The sequence below is a fragment of the Pseudomonas sp. GM80 genome, from assembly GCF_000282515.1.
GTDB lineage: Bacteria > Pseudomonadota > Gammaproteobacteria > Pseudomonadales > Pseudomonadaceae > Aquipseudomonas.
The window spans coordinates 1-12,625 of sequence record NZ_AKJD01000112.1; the positions used below are offsets into that span (position 1 = coordinate 1).

Below are 12,625 nucleotides of genomic sequence, written 5' to 3' on the forward strand. Positions count from 1 at the left end.
CAGCCTTCAACGCCCGGCGCAACGCCACCAACAATTTCACAATCTCCTGCGGATCCAGTCGCTGCGGCACTTTTACGTCCATGTTGTCTTCCTTGTAATGGGTTCGGCCGGGGAGTCTGGCCAAAAGCTGTTCGTCCTTGGAGGGCTTTTATGAAAAAAAGATCCTTCCTACAGCGCTAGGGAAAATAGCCTTCTTCTTTCTTCCCGGCAAATCGACAGGATAGTTTTTTGGGTGATATCAATATGCTTTAACGGTATTTAAATTCTTGTTTTTATACCTATAAAGTCGGTGCTTGCCGGACAGCCATCCGCTGTCCACGGACTGCACCACCGTCGCTTACCGAGCGGCGTCCAGGACGTTTCATGACCTTCGATTACGCTTTTATCCTCAGCACCCTGCCGGCGTTTCTCAAAGCCGTGGGCGTGACGCTGCAGGTGGGTTTTATCGCCATTGGCACCTCATTGCTGGTGGCGCTGCTCAACGCGACGATTCTGGTGTTCCGCACGCCTTACCTGCAAAAACTGGTCGGCCTGTACGTAGAGCTGGCGCGTAACACGCCGCTGCTGATCCAGTTGTTCTTCGTCTACTTCGCCTTGCCGGCAGTGGGAATCCAGGTGTCCGGTTTCACCGCTGCGATCATCACCATGACCTTCCTCGGCGGCGCCTACCTCACAGAAGTGCTGCGGGCTGGCGTCGATGCGGTGCCGCAGGCGCAACTGGAGTCCGGGCGTTCGATCGGCCTGTCCCACGGTCAGTTGCTGCGCTACGTGATCCTGCCGCAAGCGGGGATTCTCAGCCTGCCGTCGTTGTTCGCCAATTTCATTTTTCTGCTCAAGGAAACCACCGTGGTCTCGGCGGTGGCGGTGCCGGAAATTCTCTACACCACCAAGAGCTACATCGCGCTCTATTACAAAACCTACGAAATGCTCGCCGTGCTGACACTGATCTGCGTGCTGTTGTTCTTGCCGCTGTCGCTGTTGCTCAGCCGTCTGGAAAGGAGGCTCCAGCATGGCCAGTTCGGGTCTTGAACTGCTCTGGGTGTCGTTGCCGCAACTGGCCAAAGGCGCCGGGCAAACCTTGTCGATCTCGTTTCTGAGCATCGCCATCAGCACCATCGGCGGCGTGCTCTACGGCGTGTTGCGCACGCTCAACGTGACGTGGCTTAACGCGATTTTGCGGGTGTATCTGGAGCTGTTCCGGGCGATTCCGGTGCTGGTCTGGTTGTACCTGTTGTTCTTCGGCTTGCCGATTTTCTTCGGCCTGAGCATTCCGAGTTTTTGGTGCGCAGTGCTGGTGCTGTCGCTGTGGGGCGCCAGCGAGGTCGGCGAAGTGGCGCGCGGCGCGTTGCATTCGTTGCCGCGCGGGCAGCGTGAAGCGGGGCTGTCGATTGGCCTGAACGCCGCGCAACTCTACGGCTACGTATTGCTGCCGCAAGCGCTGAAACGCATGACGCCGCCGACCATCAACGTCTACACGCGGATCATCAAGACCAGTTCGCTGGCGGTGTTGATCGGTGTGGTGGACGTAATCAAGGTCGGCCAGCAGATCATCGAACGCACCTACGAATCGGTGCTGATCTACGGCGCGCTGTTTCTGTTTTTCTTTTTCATCTGCTACCCGCTCTCGGCCGCTTCGCGCGTGCTGGAGCGGCGCTGGACGCAAGCATGAGCGCATTGATCGAGTTTCACGGTTTCAACAAATTCTATGGCGAGCAGCAAGTGCTCAACGGCATTGATCTGCAGGTGCAGAGCGGTGAAGTGATCGTCATCCTCGGCCCCAGCGGTTGCGGCAAAAGCACCTTGCTGCGTTGCCTCAATGGTCTGGAAGAGGCGCACAGCGGCAGCCTGAAATTTGTCGGCCGCGAGCTGCTGGACAAGGCCACCGACTGGCGCGAGATCCGCCAGCAGATCGGCATGGTTTTCCAGAGCTATCACCTGTTCCCGCACATGAGCGTGCTCGACAATTTGCTGCTCGGCCCGCTGAAAGTGCAAAAGCGTCAGCGCCGCGAAGCGCAGCAACAAGCCGAGGCGTTGCTTGAGCGCGTGGGACTTCTGGACAAGCGCGACGCCTTCCCGCGTCAGCTCTCCGGTGGTCAGCAGCAACGTATCGCCATCGTCCGTTCGCTGTGCATGAACCCGCGCGTGATGCTCTTCGATGAAGTCACCGCCGCCCTCGACCCGGAAATGGTCAAGGAAGTCTTGCAGGTCATCCAGGGCTTGGCGCGCGAAGGCATGACCCTGTTGATCGTCACCCACGAAATGGCCTTCGCCCGCGCGGTGGCTGACCGCATCGTGTTCATGGATGCCGGGCGCATCCTTGAACAGACCCCACCCGAGATTTTCTTTACGAACCCGCAAACCGCACGCGCGCAGCAGTTTCTGGAGAAGTTCTCCTTCGTTGCAACACTGCCAAAAACGAATTCGACAAAGGAACTGGAACTGTTATGAAAACTGCCAAATCAAGCCTGTTTTTACTGCCACTGCTCGGCCTCGCGCTGCTGGCCGGTTGCAATAAGTCCGAAGAGCCGCCAAAGCCGAAAGTCGCCAGCGAAAGCACTGCGCCGGCCAGCTATCTGGACAAGATCAAGGCTCGCGACAAACTGATCGTCGGCGTGTTTACCGACAAGCCGCCGTTCGGTTTTGTCGATGAAGCGGGGCGCTACGTGGGTTTCGATACCGACATCGGCCGTCGTTTCGCCAAGGATCTGCTCGGCGATGAAAACAAGGTCGAGTTCGTTGCCGTCGAACCGGCGAGCCGCATTCCGTTTCTGCAGAGCGACAAGGTCGACCTGATCCTCGCCAACATGACCGTGACGCCGGAGCGCAAGGAAGCGGTGGAATTCACCAACCCGAATCTCAAGGTCGCAGTGCAGGCGCTGGTGCCGCAGAGCAGCTCGGTGAAAAACCTGGATGACCTGGCGACCCGCACCACCATCGTCACCACCGGCACCACCGCCGATATCTGGCTGACCAAGAACCACCCGGACTGGAAACTGCTCAAGTTCGAAAAGAACTCCGAGTCGCTGCAAGCCCTGGCCAATGGCCGTGGCGATGCCTACGCGCAAGACAACCTGGTGCTGTTCAGCTGGGCCAAGCAGAACCCGGGCTACCGCGTGCTGGATGCCAAGCTCGGTGCCGAGGCACCGATCGCGCCGGCGGTGAAGAAGGGCAATATCGAATTGCGTGACTGGGTGAATACCGAGTTGACCAAGCTGGGTGAGGAGAAATACCTGCTCAAGCTGTATGACCAATATGTGCGTAAAGAACTGAGCGATGACACCAAGCCTGAGAGCGTGATTGTTGAAGGCGGCAAGTGGCAGGGCTGATTTGCAGGGGTTGATTGAAGGGATTGATTGAAGGGATTGATTGAAGGGCAAAAGATCGCAGCCTGCGGCAGCTCCTACATAGGAACGTATTCCAAAGCAGGCTGCGATCTTTTTGGCTGTTCAATCAATCCGGCCAATGCCACGCCGGCTCATCCAGCACCCGCTGCCCAACCATGTCGGTCTGCCCCAGCGTCTTCTCCAGCACGATGCAGTTGCATTCTGGATCTTCCTGCAACGCCGATATCAACCGCCGTGCATGCGACACCACCCACACCTGACACTGCTCCGAGGCACGGATAATCAATCGCGCCAGTGCCGGCAGCAGATCCGGGTGCAGACTGGTTTCCGGTTCGTTCAACACCATCAGCGATGGCGGTCGTGGCGTCAGCAATGCCGCGACCAACAGCAAATAGCGCAACGTCCCGTCCGACAACTCCGCCGCCGACAATGGCCGCAACAAACCTTCCTGATAAAACTCGATGGCAAAGCGTCCTCCCGCCAACGGCTCGATCCGCAGCCGTGCGCCGGGGAACGCGTCGCTGATGGCGCTCTGCAAAGCCTCGGGATCGCCGATCTCGATGATGGTCTGCAATGCCGCCGCCAGATCGCGGCCATCGTGATGCAGCACCGGCGTGCGCGTACCCAGTTGCGGTTGGCGCACCGGTGCGTCGGCATCGCTGCGAAAGTGATCATAAAAGCGCCAGCGGCGGATGAATTCGCGCATCTGGAACACCTCCGGCGAGCTGCGCAGGCTGCCGACCTGGTCGAACAGGCTGTCGAAGTTCGGCGTGTGCTGCGCCAGCACGTCCCAGCTGCGGTCTTCACGGGCCCGGATCATCGGGCCATTGCGATCCACCAGCAGGCTGGCCGGGCGATACACCGGCCCGGCCCAGATGCATTCGCGTTTGACTTCCGGGTCGAGGGAAAAAAACGAGCGGCTCGGTTCGGGCAAACCCAGGGCGATCGAGTAACTGAAGTCCTCGCCGGCAAAGCCCAGGCGCAGGCGCTTCACGCCTTGACGCACGGTCGGCTCAATCGCCACTTCACCGTTGCGCATGCGCCGGCTGAGGGTTTGCGGCCCGGCCCAGAACGTCGAATCCAGGCCACCCTCACGCGCCAGCGCATTGACCACACCGCCCTGCGCGGTTTCCGCCAACAGGCGCAACGCTCGGTACAGGTTGGACTTGCCGCTGCCGTTGGGGCCGGTGATCAGGTTCAACCGGCCGAGTGGAATCACCAATTTATTGATCGAGCGGTAATTGGCCACCGCCAGAGTCTTGAGCATGAATATCCTTCTCCTGGACGCCCATTGTAGGAGCTGCCGCAAGCTGCGATCTTCTGATCTTTGCAAACAACATCATAAAGATTGCAGCCTGCGGCAGCTCCTACAGGGAAATGTTGTGATCGCGCAGGCGAAGGCGGAACCCTGTTCTAAGCTCACAGTCGTATCGTCACTTGCACGTTCGTACACAGGAAGGAGTCTGCATGGTGAGTCCCGGATTGAAAACAGCGGTCATGCTGAGTCTGTTCACCCTGCTGACCGCCTGCGGCGAGAAAAAAGCCCCTGAGGAATACTTGCCGAGGGTCTTCGTACAGGAAGTCAAACCTACGGATTACGCGGCTTCGGTGACCTTGACCGGTGATGTGCAGGCACGCGTGCAAACTGAATTGTCCTTCCGTGTCGGCGGCAAGATCATCCAGCGCATGGTCGACGTCGGCGACCGGGTCACGGCCAAACAGGTACTCGCCAAGCTCGATCCCAAGGACTTGCAGACCAACGTCGATTCCGCTCAAGCCCAAGTGGTCGCCGAACAGGCGCGGGTGAAGCAGAGCGCGGCGGCGTTCGTCCGTCAGCAAAAACTTTTGCCCAAGGGCTACACCAGCCAGAGCGAATACGATTCCGCGCAAGCCGCCTTGCGCAGCAGCCAGAGCGCCTTGAGCGCGGCGCAGGCGCAACTGGCCAATGCCAAGGATCAACTCAGCTACACCGCGCTGATCGCCGATGCGCCGGGCGTGATCACCGAGCGCCAGGCCGAAGTCGGCCAAGTGGTGCAGGCCACCGCGCCGATTTTCAGTCTGGCCCGCGATGGCGACCGCGACGCGGTGTTCAACGTCTATGAGTCGCTGCTTGCCGAGCGTCCCACGGATAACAAGATCACCGTCAGCCTGCTCGACAATCCCGAGATCAAAACGACTGGCACCGTGCGTGAAGTCACCCCGGCGGTATCCGCGCAATCGGGCACCGTGCAAGTCAAAGTCACCCTCGACAAACTGCCGCCGGGCATGCAGCTCGGTTCGGTGGTCAGCGCCACCGCCAAGGGCACCGGCAAATCAGCCGTCGAGTTGCCGTGGTCGGCACTGACCAAAAACATCAGCGACCCCGCAGTGTGGATGGTCGACGACAACGGCGAAGCGCAATTGCACACGGTCACGGTCGGCCGCTACCTGACCGGCAAAGTCATCATCAGCGAAGGCCTCAAGGGCGGCGAGAAAGTCATCGTCGCCGGCGGGCAATTGTTGCACCCGGGGATGAAAGTCGAGATCGCCGAAAACACCTACAAGGATCTGCAACCGGGAGCCCAGCCATGAAGCGTCTTTGGCTATTGCCCATGGCGGTGTTGCTGGCGGCCTGCTCGAAGAAAGAACCGCCGCCCGAGCCGGTTCGCCCGGTGTTGTCGGTGACGGTCGAAGCGTTGAGCGAAGAAAGCCTCGGGCGCTTTGCCGGCAGCATTCAGGCCCGATACGAAAGCAACACCGGATTCCGCGTCGGTGGCCGTATCGCCAGCCGTAATGTCGATGTCGGTGCCGAGGTCGAGAAGGGCACGTTGCTCGCCACCCTCGACCCGTCGGATCAGCAGAACCAGTTGCGCTCGGCTCAGGGCGATCTGGCGAAAATCCAGGCGCAATTGATCAACGCTCAGGCTAACGCTCGTCGCCAGCAGGCGCTGTTCGATCGCGGTGTTGGCGCGCAGGCGCAACTGGACGTCGCCAATACCGATCTGAAAACCACTCAGGCTTCACTTGATCAAGCACGCGCTGCGGTCAATCAGAGCAAGGATCAACTCGGCTACACCGAACTGCGTTCCGACCATAAAGCCGTGGTCACCGCGTGGAATGCCGAGGCCGGGCAGGTGGTCACCGCCGGCCAGCAAGTGGTGACGCTGGCGCAACCGGACATCAAGGAGGCGGTGATCGATCTGCCCGATACCCTGGTCGATCAGATCCCCAGCGACGTGGTGTTTTCGGTGGCGGCGCAACTTGATCCGAGCATCAACACCACCGCCGTCATTCGCGAGATCGAACCGCAGGCCCAGAGCGCCACGCGCACCCGTCGCGCGCGGCTGACCCTGGCGGATACGCCGGACGGTTTCCGTCTCGGCACGGCGATCAGCGTGACCCTCAGTTCGGCGATCAAACCGCGTATCGAATTGCCCGCCACGGCGCTGCAGGAGGTCGACGGCAAGCCGCGCATCTGGGTGATCGACACACAAAACAAAACCGTCAGCCCTCGCGACGTCAGCGTCATCAGCCGCACCGACAGCACCGTGGTGCTGGCCGGCGGGGTGAAGAACGGCGAGCGTGTGGTCAGCGCCGGCGTCAATAGTCTCAAACCCGGACAATCCGTGAAACTTGACGAGGACAGTCAATGAAAGGCTCTTTCAACCTCTCCGAATGGGCCCTCAAGCATCAGTCTTTCGTCTGGTATCTGATGTTCGTCGGATTGCTCATGGGAGTGTTCTCGTACTTCAACCTCGGACGCGAAGAAGACCCCTCGTTCACCATCAAGACCATGGTCATCCAGACCAAATGGCCGGGCGCGACCCAGGAAGAAACCCTCAAGCAGGTCACCGATCGCATCGAGAAAAAACTCGAAGAGCTCGACTCCCTCGACTACGTGAAAAGCTACACGCGCCCCGGCGAATCGACGGTGTACGTGTACCTGCGCGACACCACCAGCGCCAAGGACATTCCGGAAATCTGGTACCAGGTGCGCAAGAAGATTGACGACATTCGCGGGCAGTTTCCTCAGGGTATTCAGGGGCCGGGGTTCAACGACGAGTTCGGCGATGTCTTCGGTTCCGTGTATGCGTTTACCGCCGACGGACTGACCATGCGCCAGCTGCGTGACTATGTGGAGCAGGCGCGAGCCGAGATCCGCAACGTGCCGGGGCTGGGCAAGATCGAAATGGTCGGCCAGCAGGACGAAGTGATCTACCTGAACTTCTCCACGCGCAAACTCGCCGCGCTGGGCATCGATCAGCGTCAGGTGGTGCAGAGCCTGCAATCGCAGAACGCCGTGACCCCGGCCGGGGTGATCGAGGCCGGTCCCGAGCGGATTTCCGTGCGCACCTCGGGGCAGTTCGCCTCGGAAAAGGACCTCGCCGAGGTCAATCTCAAGCTCAATGATCGTTTTTATCGTCTGGCCGACATTGCTGAGATCAGTCGTGGTTACGTCGACCCGGCGACACCGGAGTTCCGCTTCGACGGCAAACCGGCGATCGGCCTGGCCATTGCCATGCAGAAGGGCGGCAACGTGCAGGCGTTCGGTAAAGCGTTGCACGAACGCATCGACCAACTCACTGCCGATTTACCGGTCGGTGTTGGCGTGCACACCGTTTCCGATCAGGCCGTGGTGGTCGAAGAAGCCGTTGGCGGCTTTACCAGCGCGCTGTTCGAAGCAGTGATCATCGTACTGGTGGTGAGCTTTATCAGCCTCGGCGTGCGCGCCGGACTGGTGGTGGCGTGCTCGATCCCGTTGGTGCTGGCCATGGTGTTTGTGTACATGGAATACAGCGGCATCACCATGCAGCGGATTTCCCTCGGCGCGTTGATCATCGCCCTCGGCCTGCTGGTGGACGACGCGATGATCACCGTGGAGATGATGGTCACGCGCCTGGAAATGGGCGAGACCAAAGAGCAGGCGGCAACGTTCGCCTACACCTCGACGGCGTTCCCGATGCTCACCGGTACGCTGGTGACCGTCGCCGGTTTTGTGCCGATCGGCCTCAACGCCAGCTCGGCCGGCGAGTACACCTACACGCTGTTTGCGGTGATCGCTGTGGCGATGCTCGTGTCGTGGGTGGTGGCGGTGTTCTTTGCGCCGGTGATTGGTGTGCACATCCTCAGTGCCAACGTGAAACCCCATTCCGCCGAGCCGGGGCGTGTCGGTCGTGCGTTCAATGGCGGTTTGCTGTGGGCCATGCGCAACCGCTGGTGGGCAATCGGCTTTACCGTGCTGCTGTTTGCGCTGTCGATTTTCTGCATGCGTTTTGTACAGAATCAGTTCTTTCCATCTTCCGACCGCCCGGAAATCCTGGTCGACCTGAACCTGCCACAAAACGCCTCGATCGATGAGACCCGCAAGGCTGTCGACAAGCTTGAAGAAACCCTCAAGGGTGACCCGGACATCGTGCGCTGGAGCACCTACATCGGTCAGGGCGCGATCCGTTTCTACCTGCCCCTCGACCAGCAATTGCAGAACCCGTACTACGCGCAACTGGTCATCGTCAGTAAGGACTTCGAAGCCCGCGAGGCCTTGAGCCAACGCCTGCGCGAGCGCCTGCACAAGGAGTTTGTCGGCATCGGCAGTTACGTTCAGGCGCTGGAAATGGGCCCACCGGTGGGGCGTCCGATCCAGTACCGGGTCAGCGGCAAGGACATCGATCAGGTGCGCAAGCACGCCATCGACCTCGCCACCGAACTGGACAAGAACTCGCACATCGGCGAGATCATTTACGACTGGAACGAGCCGGGCAAAGTCCTGCGCATCGATATTGCACAGGACAAGGCGCGCCAGCTCGGGCTGTCGTCCGAAGACGTGGCGAACCTGATGAACAGCATCGTCAGTGGCTCGCCGTTGACTCAGGTCGATGACGATATCTACCTGATCAACGTGGTCGGGCGCGCGGTGGATTCCGAACGCGGTACACCGGAAACCCTGCAGAATCTGCAGATCGTCACGCCGAGCGGCACGTCGATTCCGCTATTGGCATTCGCCACTGTGCGCTATGAACTGGAGCAGCCGCTGGTGTGGCGTCGCGACCGGTTGCCGACCATCACCATCAAGGCCTCGGTGCGTGACGAAATCCAGCCGACCGACCTGGTGAAAGTCCTCAAGCCGTCGATTGATGCCTTCGCCGCCAAGCTGCCGGTCGGTTACAAAGTCGCCACCGGCGGTACGGTCGAGGAAAGCGGCAAGGCCCAGGGGCCGATTGCCAAGGTGCTGCCGTTGATGCTGTTTCTGATGGCGACCTTCCTGATGATCCAGTTGCACAGCGTGCAGAAGATGTTCCTCGTCGCGAGTGTCGCGCCGCTGGGGCTGATCGGCGTGGTGCTGGCGCTGGTGCCGACGGGCACGCCGATGGGCTTCGTGGCGATTCTGGGGATTCTGGCGCTGATCGGCATCATCATCCGTAACTCGGTGATTCTGGTGACGCAGATCGATGAGTACGAGAAGAAGGGTTATGAACCGTGGGACGCGGTGGTGGAAGCCACCGAGCACCGCCGCCGGCCGATTCTGCTGACCGCTGCGGCGGCGAGCATGGGCATGATCCCGATTGCCCGGGAAGTGTTCTGGGGGCCGATGGCCTACGCGATGATTGGCGGGATCGTGATTGCGACGTTACTGACGCTACTGTTCCTGCCGGCGCTGTATGTGGCCTGGTACAAAATTCGCGAACCGAAAAAAGACGCGGACTGAGGCAAAAGCAAAAGATCGCAGCCTGCGGCAGTTCCTACATATCACCCCATGTAGGAGCTGCCGCAGGCGGCGATCTTTTGCTCTTCAACCCACACGCCGCCAGACACTGGCCAACCAAGGCTGCTGCTCGCGCGGCAGCCCCGCCGGCCGGAAGTAATGCTCCAGCTCGACAAACCCCGCCGCCGTCAACAACCCGCGCCACGCCTCCAGATCGTGATACGAGCCATACCGTGGCCCGTTCCAGCCCTCACGGTTGTCCCCACGCGGATTCGAACTGAACAACACCCCACCCGTCTTCAACGCGCCATGCAATTGCTTGAGCACCCTCGGCAATTCCTGCAACGGCACATGAAACAGCACCGCATTGGCAAAAATCCCGTCAAAGCGTTCAGCCGGCAGATCCAGCTTAAGAAAATCCTGCTGCAACACCTCACAGCCACTGTCCTCGCGCGCCATCCGCGCAAATTCCTGCGAACCGTCCAGCCCGACCGCAACGTGACCCATGCGCGTGAACGTCTGCAAATCCCGGCCCGGGCCGCAACCGAAATCCAGGATCGTGAACGGCGCCGTGCCCTGCATATGTCGCAACAATGCATCGATGTTCTGGCTGACATCGTGATCGCGGGTGCCTTCACGGAAGTCTGCGGCCACCGAGTTGTAATGGCCGAGGGTGGTGGCGGTGATCTGCTCGAGGTCGGTGGGGGTTTGCTTCATGGTCGGCTGCACGTTCAGGTAAAGATGTGCCGACTATAAGCGAAAAGATCGCAGCCTGCGGCAGCTCCTACATTGGAATGTGTTGCCTATGTAGGAGCTGCCGCAGGCTGCGATCTTTTGATCTTGCCTCAGCGCTTGTTCAACCCCCGCGCCAAGCGATCCCCACCCAACTGAATCAGCGCCACCAACGCCACCAGCAACACAATCACCGTCAACATGATCTGGCTGTCAAAGCGCTGATAGCCGTAGCGGTAAGCGATATCCCCCAGCCCGCCAGCCCCGATCGCCCCGGCCATCGCCGAAGAGTTGATCATCGTCACCAGCGTAATCGTGAACCCGCCCACAATCCCCGGCAGCGCCTCAGGCAACAGCACATGCCAGACAATGTGCCAACGCCGGCACCCCATCGCCTGCGCCGCCTCGATCAAACCATGATCGACCTCACGCAGACTCACTTCGGCAATCCGCGCAAAGAACGGCGTCGCCGCGATCGTCAGCGGCACCACGGCCGCCCAGACGCCATACGTTGTCCCGACAATCAACCGGGTAAACGGAATCAGCGCGACCATCAGAATCAGAAACGGGATCGAGCGAAACAGGTTCACGAACGCGCCCAGCGCGCGGTTCAGCACCGGCGCTTCGTAGATCCCGCCCTTGTCGCTGGTGACCAGAATCACCGCCATCGGAATGCCCACCAGCAGGGCGATCAGCGACGACACACCGACCATCAGAAACGTGTCGATAAACCCCTGCCACAAGCGATCAAGCCACATAACCCAATACCTCCACTCGTTGCGCCCATGGCGTGGCACGCTCGCGCAATTGCTCGGCGCTTGACGCTGAGCCGCTGACGGCTAACAGCAGTTGCCCCAGCGCGTGCCCCTGAATCCGTTCGACGCCGCCCTGCAGCAACTTCACCCGGCCGCCGAGAGCGGTGAACAGCGCGGCCAGATCCGGTTCGTCGCTGGCGCTGCCGGTGAACTGCAAACGCAGCACCACGGCTGCGTCGGAGGAGGGCGGCTGCGGGTGCAAACGGCTCTGCAATTCTTCCGGCAAGGCGTGCTGCAACGGCGCGAGCAAGGTCTGGCTGACCTCGTGCTGCGGATTGCCGAACACTTCCCACACCGGGCCTTGCTCGACGACGCGGCCATGCTCAAGCACGACGACGCGGTCACAGATTTCGCGGATCACCGCCATTTCGTGAGTGATCAGCACGATGGTCAGGCCCAGGCGTTGGTTGATCTCGCGCAGCAGGCCGAGGATCGACTGGGTGGTCTCCGGGTCGAGCGCCGAAGTGGCCTCGTCGCAGAGCAAGATATCCGGGTCATGCACCAATGCGCGGGCGATGCCGACGCGCTGTTTCTGCCCACCGGAAAGCTGCGCCGGATAGGCTTTGTGCTTTTCTTGCAGGCCGACCAGTTCGAGCAATTCGCGAACTTTTTTCTCGCGCTGCTCTTTCGGCACGCCAGCGACTTTCAGCGGCAGTTCGACGTTCTGCCAAACGGTCTTGGCCGACATCAGATTGAAGTGCTGGAAGATCATGCCGATGCGTCGACGCAGCGCCACGAGGCGGTCTTCATCGAACTCGCTGATGTCGACCTGATCAATCAGCACCCGCCCCGAAGTCGGTTGTTCCAGGCGATTGATCGTGCGGATCAGCGACGACTTGCCGGCGCCACTGCGGCCGATGATGCCGAACACTTCACCGCGCTGAATCGCCAGATCAATGCCTTGCAACGCGGCGACCGGGCCTTGTCGACCGTTGTAGGTTTTGCCTAGGCCGATGAAGCGCACATGAGCGCGATTCAGTTCCGGATGCAGTTCGGTTTTTTCAGCATTGTGTGGCTCTGGAATATCCAGTCGCCGTTGGATCGCGGCCGTCATG

The 12,625-nt window shown here is 60.4% G+C and carries 11 protein-coding genes; 7 read left to right on the forward strand and 4 right to left on the reverse strand.

Annotated elements, in window-relative coordinates; genetic code table 11:
* Window positions 1-363: 363 nt before the first annotated feature.
* From PMI37_RS18375 to PMI37_RS18390, 4 genes are read left to right on the forward strand one after another with little or no spacing between them, the layout of a single operon-like run.
* Complete coding sequence (locus PMI37_RS18375; RefSeq protein WP_008083580.1) at window positions 364-1,029, forward strand: amino acid ABC transporter permease; 666 nt, start codon at window positions 364-366, stop codon at window positions 1,027-1,029.
* Window positions 1,010-1,669, forward strand: a complete 660-nt coding sequence (locus tag PMI37_RS18380; RefSeq protein WP_008083583.1) for an amino acid ABC transporter permease — start codon at window positions 1,010-1,012, stop codon at window positions 1,667-1,669. Before PMI37_RS18375 ends, PMI37_RS18380 begins: the two co-directional genes overlap by 20 nt.
* Window positions 1,666-2,448, forward strand: coding sequence for an amino acid ABC transporter ATP-binding protein (locus tag PMI37_RS18385; protein ID WP_008083585.1), 783 nt, complete (start codon window positions 1,666-1,668; stop codon window positions 2,446-2,448). The genes PMI37_RS18380 and PMI37_RS18385 overlap by 4 nt, the downstream gene beginning before the upstream one ends.
* Window positions 2,445-3,326 (forward strand): transporter substrate-binding domain-containing protein, encoded by an 882-nt coding sequence (locus PMI37_RS18390; protein WP_008083587.1) that lies wholly within the window; start codon window positions 2,445-2,447, stop codon window positions 3,324-3,326. The genes PMI37_RS18385 and PMI37_RS18390 overlap by 4 nt, the downstream gene beginning before the upstream one ends.
* A gap of 124 nt (window positions 3,327-3,450) precedes the next feature.
* Here PMI37_RS18390 and PMI37_RS18395 read toward each other — a convergent pair whose 3' ends face one another.
* Window positions 3,451-4,611, reverse strand: coding sequence for an AAA family ATPase (locus PMI37_RS18395; RefSeq protein ID WP_008083588.1), 1,161 nt, complete (start codon window positions 4,609-4,611; stop codon window positions 3,451-3,453).
* A 200-nt stretch (window positions 4,612-4,811) separates the two neighbouring features.
* Between PMI37_RS18395 and PMI37_RS18400 the strand changes: the two genes are divergently transcribed.
* The 3 genes from PMI37_RS18400 to PMI37_RS18410 are packed head-to-tail and all read left to right on the forward strand — an operon-like array spanning window position 4,812 to window position 10,026.
* Window positions 4,812-5,915 (forward strand): efflux RND transporter periplasmic adaptor subunit, encoded by a 1,104-nt coding sequence (locus PMI37_RS18400; RefSeq protein ID WP_008083590.1) that lies wholly within the window; start codon window positions 4,812-4,814, stop codon window positions 5,913-5,915.
* Window positions 5,912-6,976, forward strand: a complete 1,065-nt coding sequence (locus tag PMI37_RS18405) for an efflux RND transporter periplasmic adaptor subunit (protein WP_008083593.1) — start codon at window positions 5,912-5,914, stop codon at window positions 6,974-6,976. The genes PMI37_RS18400 and PMI37_RS18405 overlap by 4 nt, the downstream gene beginning before the upstream one ends.
* Window positions 6,973-10,026, forward strand: coding sequence for an efflux RND transporter permease subunit (locus PMI37_RS18410; RefSeq protein WP_008083594.1), 3,054 nt, complete (start codon window positions 6,973-6,975; stop codon window positions 10,024-10,026). Before PMI37_RS18405 ends, PMI37_RS18410 begins: the two co-directional genes overlap by 4 nt.
* 84 nt (window positions 10,027-10,110) lie before the next feature.
* On the opposite strand, the gene PMI37_RS18415 is transcribed toward PMI37_RS18410, so the two are convergent.
* The 3 genes from PMI37_RS18415 to PMI37_RS18425 all read right to left on the reverse strand — a co-directional run bounded on the left by PMI37_RS18415 (window position 10,111) and on the right by PMI37_RS18425 (window position 12,624).
* The gene (locus PMI37_RS18415; protein WP_008083596.1) at window positions 10,111-10,740 is read right to left on the reverse strand and encodes a class I SAM-dependent methyltransferase; all 630 of its coding nucleotides are present in this window, start codon (window positions 10,738-10,740) and stop codon (window positions 10,111-10,113) included.
* Window positions 10,741-10,868: 128 nt separating this feature from the next.
* The gene (locus PMI37_RS18420) at window positions 10,869-11,513 is read right to left on the reverse strand and encodes a methionine ABC transporter permease (RefSeq protein WP_008083598.1); all 645 of its coding nucleotides are present in this window, start codon (window positions 11,511-11,513) and stop codon (window positions 10,869-10,871) included.
* The gene (locus tag PMI37_RS18425) at window positions 11,503-12,624 is read right to left on the reverse strand and encodes a methionine ABC transporter ATP-binding protein (protein ID WP_008083601.1); all 1,122 of its coding nucleotides are present in this window, start codon (window positions 12,622-12,624) and stop codon (window positions 11,503-11,505) included. Before PMI37_RS18425 ends, PMI37_RS18420 begins: the two co-directional genes overlap by 11 nt.
* Window position 12,625: the final 1 nt, after the last annotated feature.